General features: G+C 41.6%; 22 protein-coding genes. 6 read left to right on the top strand and 16 right to left on the bottom strand.

Annotated elements, in window-relative coordinates:
• Positions 1-31: 31 nt before the first annotated feature.
• Genes V7K55_RS16490 through V7K55_RS16445 form a run of 10 tightly spaced genes read right to left on the bottom strand, consistent with a single transcriptional unit; the run spans position 32 to position 8,655 of the window.
• Positions 32-742: a glycosyltransferase family protein gene (locus V7K55_RS16490; RefSeq protein ID WP_334833075.1), complete on the bottom strand. Its 711-nt coding sequence runs from the start codon at positions 740-742 to the stop codon at positions 32-34.
• A gap of 35 nt (positions 743-777) precedes the next feature.
• Positions 778-1,752 (bottom strand): GNAT family N-acetyltransferase, encoded by a 975-nt coding sequence (locus tag V7K55_RS16485; protein WP_334833073.1) that lies wholly within the window; start codon positions 1,750-1,752, stop codon positions 778-780.
• Positions 1,753-2,361: a class I SAM-dependent methyltransferase gene (locus V7K55_RS16480; protein ID WP_334833071.1), complete on the bottom strand. Its 609-nt coding sequence runs from the start codon at positions 2,359-2,361 to the stop codon at positions 1,753-1,755.
• Positions 2,362-2,402: 41 nt separating this feature from the next.
• Entirely contained in the window at positions 2,403-3,503 is a 1,101-nt protein-coding gene (pseI, locus tag V7K55_RS16475) for a pseudaminic acid synthase (RefSeq protein WP_334833069.1), read from the bottom strand.
• A gap of 12 nt (positions 3,504-3,515) precedes the next feature.
• A complete protein-coding gene (gene pseG, locus V7K55_RS16470; protein ID WP_334833067.1) occupies positions 3,516-5,018 on the bottom strand; it encodes a UDP-2,4-diacetamido-2,4,6-trideoxy-beta-L-altropyranose hydrolase in 1,503 nt (500 codons plus the stop codon).
• A gap of 17 nt (positions 5,019-5,035) precedes the next feature.
• Entirely contained in the window at positions 5,036-5,767 is a 732-nt protein-coding gene (locus tag V7K55_RS16465; protein ID WP_334833065.1) for a glycosyltransferase family protein, read from the bottom strand.
• Positions 5,764-6,930: a UDP-4-amino-4,6-dideoxy-N-acetyl-beta-L-altrosamine transaminase gene (pseC, locus tag V7K55_RS16460; RefSeq protein ID WP_334833063.1), complete on the bottom strand. Its 1,167-nt coding sequence runs from the start codon at positions 6,928-6,930 to the stop codon at positions 5,764-5,766. Before pseC ends, V7K55_RS16465 begins: the two co-directional genes overlap by 4 nt.
• Positions 6,927-7,916, bottom strand: coding sequence for a UDP-N-acetylglucosamine 4,6-dehydratase (inverting) (gene pseB / locus V7K55_RS16455; protein ID WP_334833061.1), 990 nt, complete (start codon positions 7,914-7,916; stop codon positions 6,927-6,929). Before pseB ends, pseC begins: the two co-directional genes overlap by 4 nt.
• Positions 7,917-7,976: 60 nt before the next feature.
• Complete coding sequence (locus V7K55_RS16450) at positions 7,977-8,414, bottom strand: tetratricopeptide repeat protein (protein WP_334833059.1); 438 nt, start codon at positions 8,412-8,414, stop codon at positions 7,977-7,979.
• Positions 8,415-8,421: 7 nt separating this feature from the next.
• Positions 8,422-8,655 (bottom strand): hypothetical protein, encoded by a 234-nt coding sequence (locus V7K55_RS16445; protein ID WP_334833057.1) that lies wholly within the window; start codon positions 8,653-8,655, stop codon positions 8,422-8,424.
• Positions 8,656-8,695: 40 nt separating this feature from the next.
• Here V7K55_RS16445 and V7K55_RS16440 point away from each other — a divergent pair, with 40 nt between their 5' ends.
• Both V7K55_RS16440 and V7K55_RS16435 read left to right on the top strand, forming a co-directional pair.
• Complete coding sequence (locus tag V7K55_RS16440; protein WP_334833055.1) at positions 8,696-9,943, top strand: RNA-guided endonuclease InsQ/TnpB family protein; 1,248 nt, start codon at positions 8,696-8,698, stop codon at positions 9,941-9,943.
• Positions 9,944-10,598: 655 nt separating this feature from the next.
• Positions 10,599-10,817, top strand: a complete 219-nt coding sequence (locus V7K55_RS16435; RefSeq protein WP_012407469.1) for a DUF4327 family protein — start codon at positions 10,599-10,601, stop codon at positions 10,815-10,817.
• 111 nt (positions 10,818-10,928) lie between these two features.
• Here the strand turns inward: V7K55_RS16435 and V7K55_RS16430 are convergent, their stop codons facing one another.
• The 3 genes from V7K55_RS16430 to V7K55_RS16420 all read right to left on the bottom strand — a co-directional run bounded on the left by V7K55_RS16430 (position 10,929) and on the right by V7K55_RS16420 (position 15,479).
• Positions 10,929-12,197, bottom strand: a complete 1,269-nt coding sequence (locus tag V7K55_RS16430; RefSeq protein WP_334833053.1) for a protein kinase domain-containing protein — start codon at positions 12,195-12,197, stop codon at positions 10,929-10,931.
• A 202-nt stretch (positions 12,198-12,399) separates the two neighbouring features.
• Complete coding sequence (locus V7K55_RS16425) at positions 12,400-14,394, bottom strand: serine/threonine phosphatase (protein ID WP_334833051.1); 1,995 nt, start codon at positions 14,392-14,394, stop codon at positions 12,400-12,402.
• A 272-nt stretch (positions 14,395-14,666) separates the two neighbouring features.
• On the bottom strand, positions 14,667-15,479 hold the full coding sequence (locus V7K55_RS16420; protein WP_334833049.1) for a basic amino acid ABC transporter substrate-binding protein: 813 nt from the start codon (positions 15,477-15,479) through the stop codon (positions 14,667-14,669).
• Between the two features lie 227 nt (positions 15,480-15,706).
• On the opposite strand from V7K55_RS16420, the gene V7K55_RS16415 reads away from it, so the two are divergent.
• A complete protein-coding gene (locus V7K55_RS16415; protein WP_334833047.1) occupies positions 15,707-16,906 on the top strand; it encodes an aminotransferase-like domain-containing protein in 1,200 nt (399 codons plus the stop codon).
• A 189-nt stretch (positions 16,907-17,095) separates the two neighbouring features.
• On the opposite strand, the gene V7K55_RS16410 is transcribed toward V7K55_RS16415, so the two are convergent.
• The 3 genes from V7K55_RS16410 to V7K55_RS16400 form a co-directional block, all read right to left on the bottom strand.
• Positions 17,096-17,722: a J domain-containing protein gene (locus tag V7K55_RS16410; RefSeq protein WP_334833045.1), complete on the bottom strand. Its 627-nt coding sequence runs from the start codon at positions 17,720-17,722 to the stop codon at positions 17,096-17,098.
• Positions 17,723-17,950: 228 nt separating this feature from the next.
• Positions 17,951-18,559, bottom strand: coding sequence for an ATP-dependent Clp protease proteolytic subunit (locus tag V7K55_RS16405; protein ID WP_094329545.1), 609 nt, complete (start codon positions 18,557-18,559; stop codon positions 17,951-17,953).
• Positions 18,560-18,666: 107 nt separating this feature from the next.
• A complete protein-coding gene (locus V7K55_RS16400) occupies positions 18,667-19,329 on the bottom strand; it encodes an ATP-dependent Clp protease proteolytic subunit (RefSeq protein WP_334833042.1) in 663 nt (220 codons plus the stop codon).
• Between the two features lie 227 nt (positions 19,330-19,556).
• Between V7K55_RS16400 and V7K55_RS16395 the strand changes: the two genes are divergently transcribed.
• The 3 genes from V7K55_RS16395 to gloA2 are packed head-to-tail and all read left to right on the top strand — an operon-like array spanning position 19,557 to position 22,533.
• Complete coding sequence (locus V7K55_RS16395) at positions 19,557-20,813, top strand: vWA domain-containing protein (RefSeq protein WP_334833040.1); 1,257 nt, start codon at positions 19,557-19,559, stop codon at positions 20,811-20,813.
• A gap of 12 nt (positions 20,814-20,825) precedes the next feature.
• Positions 20,826-22,106, top strand: a complete 1,281-nt coding sequence (locus V7K55_RS16390; protein WP_334833038.1) for a vWA domain-containing protein — start codon at positions 20,826-20,828, stop codon at positions 22,104-22,106.
• A gap of 31 nt (positions 22,107-22,137) precedes the next feature.
• The gene (gene gloA2 / locus V7K55_RS16385) at positions 22,138-22,533 is read left to right on the top strand and encodes an SMU1112c/YaeR family gloxylase I-like metalloprotein (RefSeq protein ID WP_334833036.1); all 396 of its coding nucleotides are present in this window, start codon (positions 22,138-22,140) and stop codon (positions 22,531-22,533) included.
• Positions 22,534-22,897 lie beyond the last annotated feature (364 nt).

Raw genomic sequence — 22,897 nt, 5'->3', positions numbered from 1 at the left:
GTTATTCTGTCAATGCGTAAGTCCTAATCTCTTAGGAGTCAATCCATCCCTGTTGTTGGGCATAGTGAAGAATGTCTACTGTCGTAAATTGGGGATTCTGGGGATAAAGTGCTTCAAAAATGGTTTTGATGCGATCGTAGTCTTCTTGATAGTCAAGGGTAATACGGAAAAAAGGATTACTTAAGCCTGGAGGAGCAATGATATCCAAGCGACGATATTGCTCTGGATGTCGTCGGATGTACCAACCAACGTGTTCACGAAAGGGTTGACTGCAAGCAAAATCAACTGTCTGAGCTAGTGTTTTCCATGACAACACCATGAGATCCAATCCATGAGGATATGAACGTACTTCACAATTAGCAACGTAATCCACATGGGGGTAAGCCGCGAAGAAGGCACAGATATGTTGGTCAATCACATAAGGGTCAATGAGGGGACAATCTCCGGTTAAAAGGACACTAACTTCTGCTTGATAGTGTCGCCCAGTTTCCACGACCCGTTCTAATACATTTTCTTCTGAACCACGAAAGTAAGGAATATTGTGTTTACTACATAAAGATGCGATCGCCTCGTCCTTTTCATTAGTAGTTATGGCAACTACTACTTCATCTATATAACGAGCGCGACGGGCGCGTTCAACCATCAGCAACAGCATAGGTTTACCTACTGCTTCCTTCAGCACTTTACCAGGAAGGCGTGAAGAACCCATTCGGGCTTCTATTGTGGCAATTACACGATTCACAGTTTTAGTTACTTCTCCAATCAAAGTTTATATATTTATTTATAGAGATCATAATGTGTGACAAAATAAGGCTTAATCTCTGGATTAAAACTGAGTTTGTAATCTCCTCTATTTGGAGAATTAACTCCTACAAAGTCAACTTCTTGCAACTTGCGTTTAAAACATTCTTGAATGAAATCCAGTAGTAAAAATGTTGAGCCGCCACTTTCTCTGTATTCGGGATTATTCCCCGCAAACATATAATAACCGCGCTTTTTATCAAAGAGGAATAAAATAGCTGAAACAGAAGTTTCGCTAAAATAGCATACTTTCAGTATTCCAAATCCTTTCTCTAAAGATTGCTGAGTTATTGATTTAAGCAAGTAAGATTCTTTTTCTATATTTTCTATTCCTTGTTTAGCCCAAACCTCTCGCTGAAGCTTATCTAAAATTTCAATATTTTCAGACACTTTAATAGATAATTTATTATTGATAGCCTTCCGCATTTCTTGCCGCCTGACAGCGCGGATATAACTGAGATAACAATCAAAATTCTCAAATTTTGTTAAGTTCAATATACCCGTGTATCTGAGTTGAACTTCAAACTTTCTATTCTCAGGTGTATGGTAATTATACCATTGAAATGGTCTGATATCTTGGAATTGCCATGAATGGGCTAGGGAAAATTTGTCAAATTTATCTACAAGTTTTTCTATGAACCAAGTTGAAATAAGAAATTCTTCACCATTCCGTTTGTGATCTGGTTTATTAGAATTGTCGGCTAATAACAGTCCTTGATATGGTGTGAAAGCGAAAGGAGCGGGTAATGTATTACCATCATGAGAAAATAAGATAACAGTACCTGCAACTATTTTCTCTCTAAAATAGACTGTAATAATTTGAAAAGGAACTCCTAATGCATTAATAAAGTCAGTTTTTGCAAAAACAGTTCCTTGGGGAGAATCTTCAACAAAGTCATCCCAAAGCTTTGCTATTTCCTGCCAATTAATTACCAAATCTTTAGTATTCATTTACTTGTAAACATAAATACAAACATCACAATGATAGTAGTGATGAATCATTGTGACTTTTCTAGATAGCTGCTCAATACAGAAACTTAAAACTGCCTCTGGTTCATAATAAGCCATCGTTTCTTGTTGGAAATTTACATAAGAGGAAATAAAATTAAATGCCAGACCCTTTTCACATAAAGAGAATGCTTTTTTGATTAAAGTTTGGAGAAAAAGATTACCATTAGGAATAAAATTATTAAAAACAGCAGATACTAAAACATAATCATAAGTTTGTTCTAGACTTTGTTGAGTTATATCTAAACACTCAAATTTCATGTCTGGAAATTTTTGACGTGCAATTTCAATTGCTTCAGGTACAATATCTATGCCTGTATATTGGCAAATAATATTGTGCTCTTGCAAATATTCTGCAAAATAACCAATGCTACATCCTATATCTAAAATTCGACATCCATTGAGGTCTGCAATTTTCATAAGTTCCAAATATCTGACAAGAGATTCATCTATAGAACCCCATTGTCCAGAACCAGGTGAGTCTCCTTTTTTTCTTACCAAATCCTGATAATGTTCTCGTAATATCTGTACACTTGCGCTGACTTGACTCATTGATATTCGTCCTTCATTTTTTAGTAGTCAATATGATCAAACTAAAGACTAATATGATTTTGGGTGTTAATTAGTTGTTGTTCCTGATTTGCTAATACTAATTCCCAGGTAAAAGGCGTACCTTTTTTAATATTTTGATTAACTGCTTTACCAAGAACAACATCAAAAAATTTGGGTGGTAATCCTAATCCTGGACGTACTGCTCTTAGATTTTCTGGAGTGAGGATATCTCCGGCTTTCATCTCTTGGGAAATGTAGAGCGATCGCCGATAAACCAATGACTCCTTTTCAGCCTTATTTGCCCCATATTTTATATTACCTAAAGCTTGCCAAGCTCTTTGCGATTCTATTACCAATTGCTGCATCTCTGCTGGTTCCATTGAAAAAGCTGAATCAACTCCACCATCAGCCCGACATAGAGTAAAGTGCTTCTCAATTAATGTCGCTCCTAAAGCAATACTAGCAACGGCAACTCCAATACCCATTGTGTGATCGGATAACCCCACCTGCACATTAAACAACTCACGTAGATGGGAAATTGTTAGTAGATTAGTATCTTCTGGTGTCGCAGGATAGCTACTAGTACATTTGACTAATATTAAGTCTTGACACCCAGCTTCTCGCGCTATATGAACAGTTTCATCTAACTCAGAAATTGTTGCCATACCAGTAGAAATAATCATCGGTTTACCTGTGCTAGCAACTTTACGAATTAGAGGTAAATCGGTATTTTCAAAAGAGGCTATTTTGTAGCAAGGTACATCTAAGGATTCAAGAAAATCAACTGCTGTAGCATCAAAGGGAGTGCTAAAACCAATTATTCCTAATTCTTGACAACGATTAAATATAGGTTTGTGCCATTCCCAAGGTGTATAAGCCTGTTGATAAAGCTGATAGAGGGATTTTCCCTGCCATAGACTATTAGGAGAATCAATGTAAAAATCACCCTCATTTATGTCTAAGGTCATTGTGTCAGCAGTATAAGTCTGGAGTTTAAGTCCATGTACCCCAGCTTTAGCAGCGGCTTCAACGATATTTAAAGCTCTTTCTAAAGATTGGTTATGATTGCCAGACATTTCAGCAATCACAAAGGGCTTTTGGCTGCTACCAATTTTCCTATCTACAATGTTAATTTCCCGCATTTGCTCTCTCAATTAACCAAATTTATACTTGTCTATGATAAAAAGGATGGCTTGATGTCCTTGCAATGTGGTTATTCCCATGCTTTGAAAACCAGCTTTGGAAAATGCCCTAACAGATGCCTGATTACTTGGTTTTATGTAGGCATTAATTCTAGTAATATCGAAATCAGAAAATATTTGTTTAGAAGCTAATTTAATCAAGCTGCTTCCATAATCCTGATTACGAAATTTTGGATCAATACTCATGGAGACAGTAGTTTCACAATTTTCTATGTCATATCGAATTTGTCCAATAGGTGCATCGTTTTTATTAATGGCAATGTAAAAGATACAATTAGGGTTAATCAATTTAGATTTAAACCATTGAACATGATGTTCCCAGAGTATAGAATTTGAGGAAAAAGAAACAGCACGTACTTCTGGATCGTTTGACCATTCCCATAGCAACCGACAATCATCTTGCTGAACCAAGCGCAATTGAAAAAAGTTATCTTTTAGATAGCTCAAGACTCGACTGCTTCCTTGACCATCCACTAATTCTTGGCTGCATCTAGTCATTTTTTCCCGCCTTCCGGCAGTTATCAGTAATGGTGCTACTCCCGATGCTATTTCAACAGCAGAAACGTTCTTATGCCATCCCAAATTTACAACTACTCCCATTGCCTCCAGTTTTTCGGCAATCACCCGTTGATTTTCAGCTAAAATCAGGACTAGACTAGGCAAACCCATAAAAGCCAGTTCCCAACAAGTGCTACCACCAGCTGTCACTGCCAGATCAGCCCAAGCCATTAGCTCAGGCATATTCGTTACATTCCTTTTCAAGTGAATTGGAAAGCACGATTTTTGACTAGCCGATCGCACCTGCTCATAATGTGGATTGCTTCCTCCAACTACAACAACAGCTTCTAGTCCTTCTACCTCTACTTGTTGCAATCCTTCAATTACCTTGAGAGTTACATTATCTGGATCTGCACCGCCTAGTGTAACTAGTAACTTTTGAGCTATTAGAGGGAGCGATCGCTCCCATCCCCGCCACTGCCAAAACTCCCGCCGCAAAAGGCTATAGCTTGTACCAAGTAACAGTTTGGTATATGGCTGTCGATTTATATACAATCCCTCATAGGCATGAATATTTTGATTTAAAACAATGTCCGCGTGGTGCTCTTTTGCGTGTCCGTAATCATCAATGAATAAAAGTTTTAGCTCAGATTCCTTGATGATTTCTTGATACTTAGCACCGAAATGATAACCATCCACCACAACCCAACTTGCATCAAACTCCCGTGCGAGTTTCCCTGTTTCTTCAGCATCTTCAGCACTTCCAATTTGGATCGGTAGGTAGATAACTTCTATTCCTTCCACTTTCAAACGAGTTTTCAAATCTGGAGCTTCTATCGCCATCACAAAAATTACTTGACCACCTGCATCTTGCCAAGCCTGAGCCAAAGCCAGACAACGCATTACATGACCTGTGCCTATTTGTGTTGACGCATCTACTCGGATAAATAGCTTCATTTTTGATAAATGCTTCATTATGCAGCATATTTCTTTTGTTCTACGTGTGCATTAATTAGTGACCAATCAGGATATTCTCTAAGTAAATCTAAACAATCCTCCAAAGTAAATTTTGGAATTTGAGGATAAAGTGCTTCAATAATTCTTTTGATAAGTTCAAAATCATCTGCTGTGTCCACTGTCCAACGATGTGAACTTTGATTCTCAGAATAAACTACCTGAGCTAATTGATAACGTTCAGGGTGCATATAAATAAACGGAGTAATATGCTCTCGTTCAGGTTGTACTCTTGCTTCTGCAAATGCCTCATACAATGCTATGAATGAAAAAACTTCGGTATCCATTCCCCTTGGATAGGTTCTTTCTAAAGAATTAGAAACATAATCATATTTATAATCGATAAAAAATTGAATCGCCTTGTCAATGACTTGTGGATCAATAAGTGGACAATCAGAGGTAACACGAACTATTATATCTGCTTGATGTTCTTTCGCTGCTCCATAGTATCTGGCTAAGACATCTTCTTCAGAGCCTGGAAAATATGGAACTGAAAGGCGATCGCAAAGTTCAATGATTGGCTTATCTGTATCATTAATAGTAGTAGCAATCACAATTTCATCAGCCAAATTTACTCGCTTTAGTCTCTCAATCTGGTATTCTAACAAAGGCTTATCCAATACTTTTTTGAGTACCTTTCCAGGAAGCCTAGTTGAAGTCATTCTTGCCTGAACAATAATTACAGTTCTCATATCAGCCTCTCTCTTAGCGAAGCTACTACGGTATCCTGACTCTTTTCATCTAGTCCATAATACAAAGGCATACTAATAGCTTCTTGGTAGTATTTTTCTACTTGTGGAAAGTCCCCTAATTTGAATCCAGTGTTTTGGTAGTAAGGTTGTATATGAACGGGAATATAGTGCAAATTGATACCAATTCCTACACTGCGAAGTTCTTCAAATACCTGCCGATGAGTTTTATTAATCTTATCCAGCTTCAGCCGAATCACATAAAGATGCCAGCTAGATTCACTATCTAGATGTTGGCATGGAAGCATTAATGGCAAATCTTGCAGTAGTTGATTATAACGGTTGGCTAAAAAATGGCGATGTTCTACAAATTTATCCAACCTTTGCATCTGACTAGCACCCAATGCTGCTTGGATATCCGTCATCCGATAGTTAAAACCTAATTCCAATTGCTGATAGTACCAGGAACCGTGAGATTCTGCTTGCATCAAATCTGGATTACGAGTTATGCCATGACTTCTTAATCTAATTAATTTCTGATACAATTCCTCCTGATTGGTTAGTACCATGCCGCCTTCACCAGTAGTAATAATTTTTACCGCATGAAAGCTAAAAACCGCCATATCGGAAAATTGGCAGGAACCAATAGGTTGTCCCTGATACCTTCCGCCGATTGCATGAGAAGCATCTTCGATAATTTTGAAACCATATTGTTTTGATAAAGCTGCAATTTCCTCCATTTCACAGGATTGTCCTGCAAAATGCACAGGTATTAATACTTTAGGTAAACACTCTTGTTTTGCAGCCCTAGCTAACTTAAGTTTTAGTTCCTCAATGCTCAGATTATAGGTATTTGGATCAATATCAACAAAGTCAACCTTTGCACCACAGTAAAGTCCACAATTAGCTGAGGCAACAAAGGTATTTGGTGATGTCCAAAGAACGTCCTCTTTTCCTAAACCAGTTGCAAGACAAGCAATATGTAATGCAGCTGTTGCACTGGAAACAGCTACAGCATATTTCGCTCCACAATACTTAGCAACAGCTTCCTCAAATCTCTCTATAGCTGGGCCTTGAGTAATAAAGTCTGACCGCAAAACTTCAATTACGGCATCAATATCTTCTTGATTAATATCTTGCCTTCCATAAGGAATGTAGTTACTCATTGCTTTAGCATATCGAGTAGTTGGAAACCTTTTAGCCATTCTGTATTTATCTCGGAGCTATACTCAAACCCTTCTGGAACTGGGACTCCTTTTTCACCTGAAGCATTGCAAGTATAATCAACAGAATGGCTATATTCAATAGTCGGTCTAATCACATAATGATCGGTAAATTCCAATGCTAAATGTGAAGCTTCAGAACAAAACATAGCTTCATGTAGTTTTTCTCCTGGTCTAATACCAACAATTTTAATTGGGAGTCCCGGTGCGAGTGTTTCAGCTAAATCAGTAATTTTCATTGAGGGAATTTTGGGGATAAATATTTCTCCTCCATGCATTTTTTCAAAACTGTTAAAGACTAAATCTACACACTGTTCGAGTGTAATCCAAAAGCGAGTCATTCGTGGATCTGTAATAGGTATTTCTGCGGCTTTTTCTCGAATCAATTTTTGAAAAAATGGTACAACTGAGCCTCTGGAACCGACGACGTTACCGTAGCGAACTACAGAAAATCTGGTTCTCATTGCCCCAACAATATTATTAGCTGCAACAAAAAGTTTATCCGCTGCTAGCTTGGTTGCCCCGTAGAGATTAATTGGATTAACTGCTTTATCCGTTGAAAGAGCAATCACTTTTTCGACTTCTTGCTCAATAGCAACATCAATAACATTATTTGCTCCATGAATATTAGTTTTAATACATTCCATTGGGTTGTATTCAGCAGCAGGAATATGCTTGAGTGCCGCAGCATGAATAACATAATCTACACCCCTCATCGCCATATACAAACGATCGCGATCGCGCACATCTCCAATAAAATAGCGCATTGCTGGTGCGTTAAACTCCTGCGCCATCTCATACTGTTTCAGTTCATCCCGTGAATAAACTATGACTTTCTGCGGCTGATATCGACTCAGAACCGTTTTTACGAATTGCTTGCCAAATGAGCCTGTACCACCAGTGATTAGAATAGATTTACCATTAAACATTTTGTCCTTCTTTGTGATCTAAAAATTAGGTTTTTTTGCAAAAATATTAAAGTCAAGTTTTTAATTAGATTTTGGCTGGTTATTCGTGCTGCGATCGCTATTCCCCTCTCTTTGACTCTGTTGCTTCCTAATCCGCTCTAATACAACTTTGTAATCTTGCCGATCGGGACGCAACTTCACCAACTTCTCTAAAGGTTCCATCGCGCCCTTAGCATCCTTCAATTGCAACCGCAGCACAGACAGTTTTTCCAAAGCAAGTTGATTTTCTGGTTCTCGTTGTAAAACCATCTCGTAGCCCCGCGCCTGTTGCTGTAATACTGACTCAGCAGAAGCAGACGCAGTTATAGGCTTAGGTTGACTAGCCTGTTGGATTGCTGGAATGACTGCAAATACCGTAGAACCAAAAAATAAGAACATCGATACTATCGTTAAAATCTTTTGTCGCCGCTCAATCTGCTTTTTGCGGACGATTAGGTATGCTTCGTCTGAACCAGCCATGTATAAATTATTGCTGCGGTAAATAGTTAGGTGTCAGCAACCCTCCCGTTTTGAGGATACCCATCTGCTCAACAAAAACTAACATCTTGGCTAAAAATTTTTTACCTAGATTCGGAGAGAAGGCTCCCGCCATAATCTTTGATTTGGCGGCGAGATGAATCGAGGGCAAAAAACTCAACATTCCCTGACCATGACTGGCTGAAAGCCAGTGAGGGAGAGGGAATAGTTGAATTTTTTGCAATTTCTATGTTATAATTTGCGTAAGTATCTCTGACGTAAATATGCTGGTATTTAAAGCAAAACTTGAGGGGCAAGACTTGCAGTATCAATTGCTTGATGAAGCAATTAGAACTGCGCGTTTCGTTCGCAATGCTTGCGTCAGATATTGGATGGATAACGTCGGTGTTGGTAGATACGAGTTGAGTGCCTATTGCGCTGTACTTGCGAATAATATTGAGTTTCCTTGGGTATCCAAGCTGAACTCGATGGCTCGTCAAGCCAGCGCTGAAAGAGCGTGGTCTGCTATTGCTCGGTTTTTTGACAACTGCAAAAAAGGCAAAGCGTGGAAGAAGGGATTTCCAAAGTTCAAGAAAGAACAGACACATGGTTCTGTAGAGTACAAAACCTGTGGGTGGCGACTTTCCGACGACCGCAGGTATATCACTTTCACCGATGGTTTCAAAGCAGGAACCTTTAAACTCTGGGGAACTCGTGACCTGCACTTTTATCAACTCAAGCAGTTTAAGAGAGTGCGGGTTGTGCGTCGTGCAGACGGGTATTATTGCCAATTCTGCATTGACCAAGAACGAGTAGAGAGGCGCGAACCAACGGGTAAAACCATTGGTATTGATGTTGGTTTGAGCCATTTCTACACCGATAGCAACGGTGAAACAGTTGCAAATCCTAGACATCTTCGTAAGAGTGAGAAGTCTTTGAAACGGCTGCAACGCCGGATGTCTAGGACTAAGAAAGGTTCTCAAAACAGAATTAAGTTTATAAATAAACTTGCACGTAAGCACCTCAAAGTAAGTCGCCAGCGTAAAGACTTTGCCGTTAAGACAGCAAGGTGCGTGGTGAGGTCTAACGACCTCGTGGCGTATGAGGATTTGAAGGTGCGTAATATGGTCAAGAATCATCGCTTGGCTAAATCTATTAGTGATGCGTCGTGGTCTTTGTTCCGGCAATGGGTTGAGTATTTTGGCAAGGTCTTTGGTGTGGTAACTGTTGCAGTGCCTCCTCACTACACTTCACAAGATTGCTCTAACTGTGGTCAAACTGTTAAGAAAACTCTTAGCACTAGAACTCATGTTTGTCTTCATTGTGGACATACCCAAGACCGTGATTGGAACGCAGCGCGTAACATATTAGAAAAAGGTCTGAGTACGGCGGGTCACGTCGGAACTAACGCCTCTGGAGAGACTGACCAATACTTGAGTGAGGCAACTCCTTCAAGCAAGTCAACTCGTGGAAAGAGGAAACCCAAAGAGCGATCTTTGGAATCCCCCGCTACATCAGGTACTCCTGATTAGTGATGGGAGGATGTCAAACAAACTTTAAAAGCTGACTCTGAAGACCGAGGAACTTTATGGTAAGCCCATGCTATACCCATAATTTAGCCGTGCGATCGCTCCTATGATTCAAAGCAAAACCCTCTCATACACCTAGACAGAATATCAAGATTATATAAAGATTTGCCATGATTCCACCCAATGCTAGATGTTTGCGATATTGTAATAACGTTTAAATGAAAAGAAGCAGTGGCAATTTCTACTCAATTGCAAATTTCCCTATAAGTCAAAAACCTTTAAACTAGCCCGTTTCCTATGGGTTTTTCAACAAGCAAACATATTTTTCGCGATCCAAACAAATAGAGTTTTCCTAGTCGTCCTCTGTCTCACCACTTAGTGAATCTCCCAGGGGACAAGTTGTTTTGCTCGGTGTCCACAAATTTGCCCAACTTCGGCAAAAAGTTTCAGGACTGCTTGGTGGAATTGGGATTTTGTGGTGGTAATTACCGTACAAAACCGAATTTGCCAGTAGTTTAGTAGAGTTTGTTATGGTATAGTTAGAAAGTTAAGACTAGCTTTACCAAAATTACACCACTCTACGACCCGGCAACAATTGCACAGTGGGAAGCAGTTTTAATTAAGTATTTACCAACAAAATCTGAATTCAATCGAGGTTATGACTCAGCAAGTGATTCACCCAATGGTGAAATTGCAGCGCAACGTGCAATCACTCATAGAATCTAATATTATCAAGCCAAGCGATAGCATCTGGAAAATCGCCTTGCTCTATGGTAATGAATGGCAACACTGGAAACAGGAACTGCTTGACTTTGGTTTTAGTATGCAAGACCCAGTTAGTGAATTGCTAGCTGTAGAAACTTGGGATGAAGAATAGAGATTAGGGACTGGTGGCTGGGGACTGGGGACTAGGAAATAATTCTTTTAACTGCTAACACTCAGTGCCCATTCCCTAATACCCAGTCGCCAATACCCAGTCCCCATTCCCCTATTGACAAGCAGCTAAGGCCGCAGCTAATTCCTTTGCAGTTTGGTAGCGATCGCGTGGCAATGGTTCTGTAGCGCGATCGATTACATCTCTTAATTGCGAACTGATGGTGGGAACTTTTGCCACATCAAACCTGAAGTTTCGCCCCCGTTGGCGGTAATACTTGAAAGGGTTTTCGCCTGTGAGCAGAAAAATTATCGTTGGCCCAATTGCATACAAATCAGATTGAGTCAAAGGTTGTCCCCGTTCTTGTTCAGGAGCGCAATAACCTTCTGCACCAATGCGAGTACCGGGCGCAGTGCCAATTTCCTTAACTGCGCCAAAATCCAGCACTACTATGCGGTTTAGTGAACTTCGCACCATTAAGTTGGCGGGTTTAATATCGCGGTGAATCAGTGGCGGCTCTTGGCTATGAAGATATTCTAAAATATCGCAGGTTTGAATCATCCAAGCGATCGCTTGGCTTGGCGTAACTGGCCCAGTGGTATAGACACGTTTCTCTAAATCTTGTCCCTGGATTAGTTCCATTGCCAAGTATTTTTTTCCGGCTTCTACAAAGAAGTCGTAATATTTGGGAATTCCCGGATGGTTAAGGGATTTGAGAGTATGCGCCTCCCGCTCAAATAATTCTTGAGCCTTGGCAATTTTTACCATATCAGCATTCATTTGCTTCAACACCAGCAGTCGTGGAATACTCCCAATCTGACCAGCCCCATCCCAAGCGAGATAAGTAGTACCCATACCTCCTTGTCCGAGAGTTCGCAACACCTGATAATGGCTAATTTTCTGTTGTACTGAGAGAGGTTGGCCGCAGTGGATGCAAAACAGATTGTTCGGAGAGTTACCTTCGTGCTTGCAAGTGTATTTACCTTCGGCTGAGTAGACTGTTGCAACGGCGTTTTCTTCTGTACCTTGCATTTGTAGCGATCGCAAACCCGTTTCCAGTACTGTTACCTCTTGAATTTGGAATTGCAATATTGGCCCTCCCTGCGCCAGTTGCAGAAGGGAATTATCTGGTAACGGACTCTGAATCACAAGGATACCATTGAGGAAAGTCCCATTTGTACCCTGACTAATCAGCCGCCAACCACCGTCATTATCGGCAGAATCAACTTGTCTCAGTTCTAGATGATGCCGCGAAACTAAACTATCAGTTAAAACAACGTGATTATCTGCCGCTCGACCAATCCGAATTATGGAAGAGTTCTCAAAGCACCACTGCTGGAGGGGCGTTTTCTGTTGCGGTTCTAACAGAGTCAGACTAACCACAATACAAACCTACAAGCTAAATGGATTAGGGGATTGGGAATGGGGAATGGGGAATTTAGTATTAAACTATACGTAAATTGAGTTTTAACCCTTGAGATATAAGGCTTTCAGGTTAATTTGAAGATATATCTACAGGGAATTAGTGATTTTTTTATTACCCATATCTTATGTCCCATTCTCAATTCCCCATTCCCATTTATTTTTAACTTTCCAGATTTGGACGAACTTTTGCCCGAATAATTATACCAGTAATGTTGTCATGACCATTGTGTTGGTTCCCCAACTCAATTAAGTTTGTAACACCCTGTTCTAAGTTAGCGCCCGAACTAAGTAAGGGTTCTAAATGAGTGTGCCAATGGGCTTCTAGTAAATCATTATCTGATAGACCGTCCGATGCCAACAGCAAAAGGGTATCTTCATTAATCTCGAAAAAGCCGACATCGGGATTAATCGAGTTTTGATCGCGAGGCCCCAAGGCTTGGGTGAGTTGGTAGGCATCAGGGCGGGCGTAAGCTATGCTTGCTTCCACTCCACGCGTAATTTCCCGTTGCCCAACTTCGTGGTCTACTGTGACTTGTTCTAGTCCCCGCTTGCGTGTCAGGCGATAGAGACGGCTATCTCCCACATGGGCAACTACTGCTTGAGTATCTTGAATTAAGAGCATTACCAGGGTTGTACCCATACGCCCCACTCCAGAACGGGCATCTTGTTGATTGAGTTTGTAAATTGCCTCATTAGCTAAATACACTGCCTCACGAATACTATCCTCTGTTGGCAGTTGGTTAGCAATCCAGTGTTCTTGAAAATATTGCCGGAGGGTATTGACTGCTAACTCACTGGCTATCTCGCCGCCAGCGTGTCCACCCATGCCGTCGCAGAGAATATACAAACCATGCCCTTCCAGAACTCGACTTTTAGGCAACTCCAACTTCTGAATTTTGGTTTCAATGCCAAAGTAGTCTTCGTTATGATGACGTTGACGACCCACATCTGTGCGTCCTGCATCTTCCAAACTACTTAACTGCATCGCCAGCACAACAGTTGGCATATCATCAATTCTGCTAATGATATCTTCTGGTTCATCTGATTGCGGCATAGTGGGCACAGCAGTATTTTTCTCCTTTATTGGGGGCAGAGTTGCGGTTCCTAGTGCTTCTAGTTCAATAGAGATTTCTTCCAAACGCGATCGCAATTGTGCGATCGTGTGAATCTTACCTACATCTAAATCCCCTAACATCTTGACTACAGAGCCAAATTGAGTGCGTTGAGATTGCCTAAATAGCGTTTGCCAAGCCCGCCCCAAAGCTTGAATGGTTAACGGCTCGTCTGGAATAGCAGATGTTTGGGCTTCGGTATCTTCTGGCGACTCGGTAGCTGGCAGAGAACTTGATGATTCTACATACAACCTTTGTAGCGCCAGCGTTTGGTCTTCATCCAATCGCAAATTCGATAAATCTAAAAGGCTTTGACGACAATTTACTGGTTCCAACAATGCCCAAAGTTGGGCCATTTGATAACACCAGTGTAAAATTTTTAACGAATTTGTTGTTTCTTCTTGCCACAGGTCGAGTAAAGGCTGCCAATGTGAGCGGTCTTCAATTATCACTACCTGTATATCCCCCTGCTGCCATGCATCGTGAATTACTGGTATCTCGCGCTGACCTTGGGATTGTAAGGCGATATAAAGTTTAGCAAGGTGAGGAATTCCATTCGCTTCTATTGATGGCGTTAGCAAATCTGATTGCTGACTTGCTAGCATTGCCTCAATGCATGATATTTCATAAGGCTGACAGTCTAGAACTCTCACACCTACATCAGTAATGGCGCTACTTTCCGTTTGGACAGGTAGCGGATCTAACAATTGATAACGCTCTTGAGAGTCTAAATAGGAGCCTAATGCAATGTGGGAAGTAGGGGATAGTGGAGATGAGGAGGATATTGTTTCCTGATCTCCCGCTAATCCCATATTTTCCGGCTCTCTCTCTACTGCCAAAGCTTCGGCAGGTATTTTTTTAGCAATAATTGCCCAAAACACTGTTCCACATTCCGCGCCACAGTTATGACAACGTAGTGCATTGACAGGGACATCTTCGGTACTGCATTCAGGACAAACTTTGTGGGTCAGGGATGTGCCACAGCTTTGACAGAATTTGTTGCTATTGGGGTTTTCAAATTTACACTGAGGGCAAATCAGCATAGTGGAAGTTCCTTTATTCCCGCTCCAAGGTGCTTCTAGCTACTAAGATCCAAGGTGCCATAATTGGCTGTCCCTGACTAAAGTAGACTTACAAGAGATTGTAGTTTATCAATAAATTTTGGTGGCAGTATTAATTGTGACGCATATTAGATAAATATTTAATATATTGTGGGGAATGGGGCATAGGGACTGGGGACTGGGGACTAGGGAAGAGTTTCAAATATCAATCCTCAATCCCCAATTTCCAGTCTCTAGTACCCAGTACCCAATGCTCAAGAGTCTGGCAATTGCGGGGGTTCGGCGTTAAACCATTTTTGATAAATTTGCTTGTAAGTGCCATTGGATAACAAAGTCGCTATACCTTTGTTAATTGCATCTAAATGAGGGGAGTTTTTAGGTGTGGCAATCCCGTAGTATTCTTCAGTAAGCAGATTGCTAACAACTCTGATGCCTTTGAGTTTGCCATTTTTAATTGCATACAAAGTTGCGAAAGCATCGCTAACCACAGCATCAACGTTGCCATTGAGCAAGTCTTGGAAAAATTCTGGCCCAGAATTAAAAGTACTAATTTTGGCGTTGGGGATGGTTTTGGCAAAATCTGCCCCAGTGGAACCAATTTGGACAGCGATTTTTTTCCCTTTGAGACTATTGAAGTCTCTAATATTTTGGTTATCTTCGCGGACAGCGATCGCTAGTCCGGCTTTAAAATAAGGTCGTGAAAAAGCAATTGTTTTCAGGCGTTCGGTGGTAATGGTAATTCCACTAATTGCTGCATCGACTCTTTTAGCTTGCAAGGTCGAAATCATGCCATCAAAGGGCAGACTTTCAAACTGCACTACAAAACCTGCTACTTTAGCGATGCCTGCGGCGGGCTGCGCCAACGCATTCATTAAATCGATATCAAAGCCTTCTAAGTCCCCGCTAGCCTTTTGAATTTCAAAAGGGACAAAAGTGGGATCTGTCGCCACCCTAAGAGGTATAGCATCTGGGTTATTGGTGGGATAGAAACTTTTACAGCCAATAATCAGTAGTAGACAGCCTAAGCTGAGAATTAGCTGCCGCCACTTGAGGTTAATTAATTTCACGGTAGTAATTCCGTTCTATCAGTCAATATTCACGATACTCGTGATGATGTTATAAGAAAGAATACATCCGTCAGTAGCCAAAATCTACCATTAATTCTGGACGATGAACAAAATTTTAAGACCGCCACTCTCGTGAAAAGTCGTGATCGCAAGAAGTTTCCAACCTGGCTTTTCGCCAATTTTCTTCTTGTGTGTTCTGTATTCTGACTTCCAATTTTGAACTACTTATGGTTTCTACAACCCCTGCTTACCGAATTACTGATTTGTTCGCTGAACGAGCAAAAAACCTCGCACCACCAACCTACGGTACAGAGTTAAGCAAAATCGTCACTGTCAGCTTTGCCTACGGTTTAGCCGACCCAATTCTCTTTCCTCACGCTGACTTGGCTGCTGCAAGTGCTGTTGTGCTGGCAGAAGAGGCTCCGATCGCTCTCAATTACGGCCCACCTTCTGCTCAACTGTATGAGCAAATTATCCTCCGCTTACAGGCTAAGGGAATCACTGCCGATCGCGATCGCCTAATCATTGGCTACGGTTCTGGTCAGATTCTCGGCTTGCTACCAGATGTGTTTGTGGAACCTGGTGATGTGGTAATTGTGGAAGGGCCAACGTTCTTGGGAGTCGTTACCAGATTTGTCCACGCTGGCGCACGCATAATTACCATTCCTGTGGATGAGTTGGGAATGGATGTAGATGCCCTAGAAGTAACATTGAACGATTTGAAGAAACAGGGCATCCGACCCCGATTTATTTATACTATTCCTACCTTTCATAATCCCACAGGCGCTACTATGCCGTTATTTCGCCGCCAAAAGCTGGTAGCATTAGCGGCTGAGTATGGCGTTCTCATAGTGGAAGACGATGCTTATAGCGATTTGCGCTTCCAAGGGGAAACAATGCCCTCCTTGGCAACCCTAGACCAAGAAGGGTGGGTATTATATGTGAGTACCTTCTCGAAAATTATTGCACCTGGTATCCGACTGGGCTGGGCTTGTGGCGATCCAGCGATTATTGAGCGACTGGCGATGTTCAAAAGTGAGGGGCCTGTGGGGCCATTTGTCAGCCATGTGGTCGCTCGTTATTGTGCCACAGGGAAACTAGAGAATCACACTCAGGAGCTAATCGCTTGCTACAAGCATAAGTGCAATTTGTTGTTAGAAGCGATCGCTCAAGAGTTTCCCAGTGATGTAGTCGCTTTGCGTCCCAATGGTGGCTTCTTTGTTTGGTGTAAATTACCACCAGATATCAGCGCCAAAGCACTCCTCATCGCTGCCAATGAACATGGCATCAGTTTTCTGCCAGGAACTCGCTGCTATGCCAATGGACAGGGAGATGATTCAATCAGGTTAGCTTTTAGCTTTCAGCCAACACAGAAGATTGTTGAGGGAATAGCTACATTAGGAGCGGTGTTGCGCGGACTACGGTAATTCGTAATGCTTATATCTCAGAGTCTTTAGACTCTGAGATATACGCTTACCGAGAGTTATATAAATTGAATCTACAAAATCCTAGTTCGTAGTGAGCTATTTATCACTTATAACAAGCTTTATTAGGACTAAAGTTCTTACCACAAACTTGAGTTTATCTGGAAACAAGATTTAAAATTTTGTAAATCTTTAAAAAATTTGTTCTAAGCGTTGGAAATCTCGCTGCACTTCGTACCAGAGACTTTTATTATGTGGGTCTGTTTTCAAAGCTTTTTTAAGATAAATCCTGGCTTTGAGCAGTTGGTTTTCGGAAATTAATGCCCGTCCCCAAATTTGATAAGCGATCGCTTGCCATTGGCGAACTTCTGCATCTGTTGACAAACGATCTGCTAAAGCTTCTACCAGTGCGATCGCTTGCGGAAATCGTCTTTCTTGCAAAAATCTCTGCAATTGCTCATAAGTCTTCCACTTCAGCCGTTCTTCTATTTCCAACAGATTCGGCGGCTTTGATTTCCCTACTTCTTGGCTTGTCACCGTTGTGAATGTTGTTTTCTGTCGCTGCGTTACCTTAACACCATCACACCCACCAGATGTTGACACCTGACTTGAATATACAGTAGTTTCTTCTGGCAATACTACTGTCAGCAGGAGTTTGTAAGCCTCCGTCAAGGCAATAAACTTATCTTTGGCTTTGTTGTCATTTGGGTTGATATCGGGATGATATTGCTGCGCCAATCGTCGGTAAGACGCTTTGATTTCAGCAAAAGAAGCTCCCGATCTTAAACCTAGCAAACGGTAGCAATCTCCAAGATCCATCTTGAGCTATGAGCTATCCAATATTTAGCTATCGGCTATTATCTGTCTATTATCAGCTTCAAGCCTGGAATATTAATGATAAAGGCTAATGTTCTATTTTAAAGTTCAATGTTGACAATTTGTTTGGGCATTGAAAATGGGGAATGGGGAATTGGGAATTGGGAAAAGACTTTCTGTAACTTCTCCTCCCTTCTCCCCCTGCCCCCTGCTCCCTGCCCTCTGCCCCCTCTACTCTGGTACGATAGAGGTTCGTTCTTCAATCACACGGTCAATTAAACCGTATTCTTTCGCCTCTTCAGCAGACATGAAAAAGTCACGATCCATATCTTTTTCAATTTTTGCTATGGTCTGACCGGTTTTATCGGCATAAATGCCATTAAGCTGGTGACGAATCCGCAGAATCTCTCTAGCTTCGATTTCGATATCGGTTGCTTGTCCACGAGTTCCACCTGAAGGTTGGTGAATCATAATCCGTGAATGAGGCAATGCAAGCCGTTTACCCTTAGTACCAGCAGCCAACAGGAAAGATCCCATTGAAGCGGCTAAACCCACGCAAATAGTCACCACATCTGATTTGATATGTTGCATGGTATCAAAAATAGCCATGCCAGATGTAACCATTCCACCTGGCGAATTGATGTATAAATAAATATCTTTACCTGGATCGTCTGAGTCCAGATACAGCATTACAGCAATAATTTGATTGGCAATTTCATCATCAATATCTCGCCCCAAGAATATAATCCGTTCCCGGTAAAGGCGATCGTAAATGCTAATCCAATCTGTATATTGTCCTCCGGGCATCCGGTAAGGAACTTTAGGAACGCCTATAGGCATAATTTACTCCGTTCTTAATTAGTCATTAGTCAATTGATCGTTGGTCATTGGTCATTGGTCATTAATAATTTTTGGTTATTAACAAAGGACAAATGACAAAGAACAAATTAGAGGACACTGGCTGGAAGTGGGGGATTTGCGAGTTCTTCTTTCTCAAAAACTCGGTCAATTAGACCGTATTCCTTCGCTTCATAAGGTGTTAGATATAACAGCCGATCCATGTCTTTAATAATCTTTTCTGGGGGCTGTCCTGTGGTGCGATGTAAGATATCAACTAATGCCCCTTTATTTACCAAAACTTCCCTTGCCCGAATTTGAATATCCGTTGCTTGACCTTGGGCGTAGCTCTTGGGCTGATGCAGGATAATCGAAGAGTGAGGCAAACTAGCGCGGCAACCTTTTGTACCAGCGCTGAGAAGCATGGCTGCCATACCCATCGCAGAACCGACGCAGATGGTGTGGATCGGAGGCTTGATATATTTCATTGTGTCAAAGATGGCGAAGGCTTCGGTTTCAAAGCCAATGGGTTCGCCACTGTAACCGGATGTGCCGGTGGAGTTGATATAGATTTTAATGGGCTTTTCTGGGTCGTCTGACTGCAAAAATAGCAACTCGGCCACGATTAGTTCCGTGACAGCAGGCACCAGTGGCATCCCAATATAGACTATTCGCTCCTTCAATAAGAGGGAAGGTAAATCTGGCGGTGGTGTCCGGTAAGAGCTATCGCCGTAATATGGGGCTTGAACAGCTTTGATTGGGGAAATGTCCATAGCAACTGATCGCCTGAAACTATGCCGTTAACTGTAATACATCCTAGCGCGATGCCAGCCTTCCTCAAGGTGCGGATTTCTCCCTAATGCTGAAGGTGGCTTCGCATCTGCCAATGCTTGGCTTGTAAGATATTCTGATTATTATATTGGATAAGTTTTCCGTAGAGCTAAAGTAGTGTTTTGAAGTTATTTATTAATATGTATATCCTGAGTAGGGACTTTGAGTTATGAAGGTTAGTTTGCAGCCTGCCTTGAATGATGGTAATTTGGACGCGAATCAACTGAATAGTCAACGTCAGTTGGGAATTTCGATTTCAGCGATCGCAGAGACTCAAGACCGCCATGTGCCACTTAATCTATGCTTGATTCTGGATCATAGTGGTTCGATGAATGGGCGATCGCTAGAAACAGTCAAAAAAGCGGCGAATCGTCTGGTAGATAGACTTAATCCTAGCGATCGCCTCAGTGTTGTAGTTTTCGATCATCGTGCCAAAGTCTTAGTACCTAGTCAAAGTGTCGAAAATCCAGAGAAAATCAAAAATCAAATTAACCGCCTAGCCGCCGATGGTGGAACTGCAATTGATGAAGGATTGCGTTTGGGGATTGAGGAGTTGGCGAAGGGAAAAAAAGATACTGTTTCCCAAGCCTTCCTATTAACTGACGGTGAAAATGAACATGGTGATAACAATCGCTGTTTGAAATTCGCCCAATTAGCTGCTAGCTATAATTTGACTTTGAACACTCTGGGATTTGGTGACAACTGGAACCAAGATGTTTTAGAAAAAATTGCTGATGCTGGTTTAGGTACTTTATCTTACATTCAAAAACCTGAACAGGCAGTTGAAGAGTTTAATCGCCTGTTCAGCCGCATTCAAACAGTGGGATTGACTAATGCTTATCTGTTATTCTCTTTGATGCCCAATGTGAGATTAGCAGAACTTAAACCTGTTGCCCAAGTTTCTCCAGACACAATTGAATTACCACTGCAACAAGAAACTGATGGACGCTTCGCTGTGCGGTTGGGAGATTTAATGAAAGATGCAGAACGAGTTATTTTAGCTAATATTTATTTGGGACAATTGCCAAGTGGTGAACAAGCGATCGCTAATGTGCAAGTCCGCTACGACGATCCAGCCGCCAATAAGGTAGGTTTAGTTACACCAAATATCTCCGTTTATGCCCATGTTGTGAAAAACTACCAAGCAGATCCGAATCCCCAGGTGCAACAATCTATTTTGGCATTAGCTAAGTATCGCCAAACCCAGCTAGCCGAAACGAAATTGCAACAGGGCGATCGCTCTGGTGCAGCGACAATGTTACAAACAGCTGCTAAAACAGCGCTGCAAATGGGAGATACGGGGGCGGCGACGGTGTTGCAAACTTCTGCCACCCAGCTACAATCTGGTGGAGATTTATCTGAAAGCGATCGCAAGAAAACCAGAATTGTCTCCAAAACAATTTTGCAAGATACCCCTCCTCAGTAAACTTAGGTTTAGATGAAAGTTAAATTGCTCTCGGCGTTAAATGACAATAATGTTGATGTGGCTCAAACAAGTAGCCAGCGTCAACTAGCAATAACGATTTTTGCGATCGCTGGCGAGTTTGACCAAAATCTGCCCCTTAACCTCTGCTTGATTCTAGATAGAAGTGGTTCCATGCATGGACAACCGATTAAAACGGTGATTCAGGCAGTAGAAGGATTAATCGATCAGTTAAAAGTTGGCGATCGCATCTCAGTTGTGGCTTTTTCTGGCTCTGCGGAAGTCATTATCCCCAACCAAGTCATCGAAGATCCCGAAAGCGTCAAATCTCAAATAAAAAGCAAACTCAGCGCTAGCGGCGGCACTGCGATCGCTGAGGGTTTGGAACTGGGAATTACAGAACTGATGAAGGGGACAAGAGGCGCTGTTTCCCAGGCGTTTCTGCTGACAGATGGGCATGGTGAAAGCGGTTTGCGGATTTGGAAGTGGGATATTGGGCGAGATGACAACAAGCGCTGTCTCAAACTGGCGCAAAAGGCTGCCAAGCTGAACCTAACTATCAATACTTTCGGATTTGGCAATAGCTGGAATCAGGATTTGCTAGAAAAAATTGCTGATGTCGGTGGTGGTACTTTAGCTCATATTGAACGTCCCGAACAAGCTTTAGAGCAGTTTAGCCGACTCTTTGGACGGATTCAGTCTATTGGGCTAACTAATGCCTATTTGCTGTTATCTCTAGTGCCAAATGTCCGACTAGCAGAATTGAAACCCATTGCCCAAGTTGCCCCAGACACAATCGAGTTACCTGTGGAACCCGAAGCAGATGGTAGCTTTGCTGTGCGTTTGGGAGATTTGATGCAGGATTTAGAACGGGTAGTTTTGGCTAACATTTATCTGGGACAATTGCCAGAGGGTAAACAAGCGATCGGGCATCTGCAAATCCGTTATGATGACCCGATGGTTAACCAAGAACGCTTACTTTCGCCCCTCATGCCAGTGTATGCAGATGTAGTGCGGGCGTATCAACCAGCGTCTAATGCCCATGTACAGCATTCTATTTTAGCATTAGCAAAGTATCGCCAAACCCAATTAGCCGAGGCGAAATTGCTACAAGGCGATCGCACTGGTGCAGCCACAATGCTACAAACAGCCGCCAAAACTGCTTTACAAATTGGAGATAAAGGTGCCGCGACAGTGTTGCAAACTTCCGCCACCCGGCTGCAAGCTGGAGAAGAACTTTCTGAAGCAGACCTCAAGAAAACTAGAATTGTATCAAAAACCGTTTTACAAGAATAAGCCTCTAAATAACTCTTAACTCCTAGATTTTATGAAAACTACTGGTATTGATCATGTAGCTATCATTTGTTCTGACTATGATCGCTCAAAAAAATTTTATGTAGAAGTTTTAGGCTTTTCGATAATCCAAGAGACTTTTCGCGCCGAGAGACATTCTTATAAATTAGATTTACAAGTTGGAGAAAATGCTCAAATAGAGCTATTCTCTTTCCCAAATCCTCCAGAACGGCCCAGTAAGCCAGAAGCTTGTGGTTTAAGACATCTTGCTTTTAAAGTTGATGATATTGAGGAAACTGTTTTTTACTTAAACTTGCAAGGTGTAGAAACAGAAAATATCAGAATTGACGAAATTACAGGTAAGAAATTCACTTTCTTTAAAGACCCTGATAATTTGCCATTAGAGATTTATGAGTTTTCGTTGGACTGATAAATTATGAGAATAAGTTGTGAGTAACGCTACTATCTTCTCAAAACTTGCTTTCAAAATGTTGAAATCTTGCAAAATCCTAAAAACTATATATCATATCATTTCTCTATATGCTTTGGGCGTTATTCATATAGGAATCCGATTTGATTTATGAAAAAATCTAAGTATACAGCGCTTCCGGCTATTATGCAATATAGTTTTTATCCTTACCTCTCTCCTATCATCGCTTTCAGCTTTTAAGATGTACCTCATAGCTGCCGGAAGTGCTGTATGTAGCGTGTGTTAGGCGTAAGCCGTAACGCACCTGATTCCAAGGTTTTGGTGCGTTATGCTGACGCTAACACACCCTACGTATCTTTTCAAA

It is taken from the genome of Nostoc sp., assembly GCF_036919895.1.
Taxonomy (GTDB): Bacteria; Cyanobacteriota; Cyanobacteriia; order Cyanobacteriales; family Nostocaceae; genus Nostoc.
Note: the sequence above shows the minus strand (reverse complement) of the source record. Positions and strands in the feature narration are given on the sequence as shown.

What these genes read in the sequence shown, in the direction of transcription:
- V7K55_RS16485 (WP_334833073.1), bottom strand. Translation starts at nt 1,752, where the DNA reads ATGAATACTAAAGATTTGGTAATTAATTGGCAGGAAATAGCAAAGCTT.
- V7K55_RS16480 (WP_334833071.1), bottom strand. Translation starts at nt 2,361, where the DNA reads ATGAGTCAAGTCAGCGCAAGTGTACAGATATTACGAGAACATTATCAG.
- pseI (WP_334833069.1), bottom strand. Translation starts at nt 3,503, where the DNA reads ATGCGGGAAATTAACATTGTAGATAGGAAAATTGGTAGCAGCCAAAAG.
- pseG (WP_334833067.1), bottom strand. Translation starts at nt 5,018, where the DNA reads ATGAAGCTATTTATCCGAGTAGATGCGTCAACACAAATAGGCACAGGT.
- V7K55_RS16465 (WP_334833065.1), bottom strand. Translation starts at nt 5,767, where the DNA reads ATGAGAACTGTAATTATTGTTCAGGCAAGAATGACTTCAACTAGGCTT.
- pseC (WP_334833063.1), bottom strand. Translation starts at nt 6,930, where the DNA reads ATGAGTAACTACATTCCTTATGGAAGGCAAGATATTAATCAAGAAGAT.
- pseB (WP_334833061.1), bottom strand. Translation starts at nt 7,916, where the DNA reads ATGTTTAATGGTAAATCTATTCTAATCACTGGTGGTACAGGCTCATTT.
- V7K55_RS16450 (WP_334833059.1), bottom strand. Translation starts at nt 8,414, where the DNA reads ATGGCTGGTTCAGACGAAGCATACCTAATCGTCCGCAAAAAGCAGATT.
- V7K55_RS16440 (WP_334833055.1), top strand. Translation starts at nt 8,696, where the DNA reads ATGCTGGTATTTAAAGCAAAACTTGAGGGGCAAGACTTGCAGTATCAA.
- V7K55_RS16435 (WP_012407469.1), top strand. Translation starts at nt 10,599, where the DNA reads ATGACTCAGCAAGTGATTCACCCAATGGTGAAATTGCAGCGCAACGTG.
- V7K55_RS16425 (WP_334833051.1), bottom strand. Translation starts at nt 14,394, where the DNA reads ATGCTGATTTGCCCTCAGTGTAAATTTGAAAACCCCAATAGCAACAAA.
- V7K55_RS16415 (WP_334833047.1), top strand. Translation starts at nt 15,707, where the DNA reads ATGGTTTCTACAACCCCTGCTTACCGAATTACTGATTTGTTCGCTGAA.
- V7K55_RS16410 (WP_334833045.1), bottom strand. Translation starts at nt 17,722, where the DNA reads ATGGATCTTGGAGATTGCTACCGTTTGCTAGGTTTAAGATCGGGAGCT.
- V7K55_RS16405 (WP_094329545.1), bottom strand. Translation starts at nt 18,559, where the DNA reads ATGCCTATAGGCGTTCCTAAAGTTCCTTACCGGATGCCCGGAGGACAA.
- V7K55_RS16400 (WP_334833042.1), bottom strand. Translation starts at nt 19,329, where the DNA reads ATGGACATTTCCCCAATCAAAGCTGTTCAAGCCCCATATTACGGCGAT.
- V7K55_RS16395 (WP_334833040.1), top strand. Translation starts at nt 19,557, where the DNA reads ATGAAGGTTAGTTTGCAGCCTGCCTTGAATGATGGTAATTTGGACGCG.
- V7K55_RS16390 (WP_334833038.1), top strand. Translation starts at nt 20,826, where the DNA reads ATGAAAGTTAAATTGCTCTCGGCGTTAAATGACAATAATGTTGATGTG.
- gloA2 (WP_334833036.1), top strand. Translation starts at nt 22,138, where the DNA reads ATGAAAACTACTGGTATTGATCATGTAGCTATCATTTGTTCTGACTAT.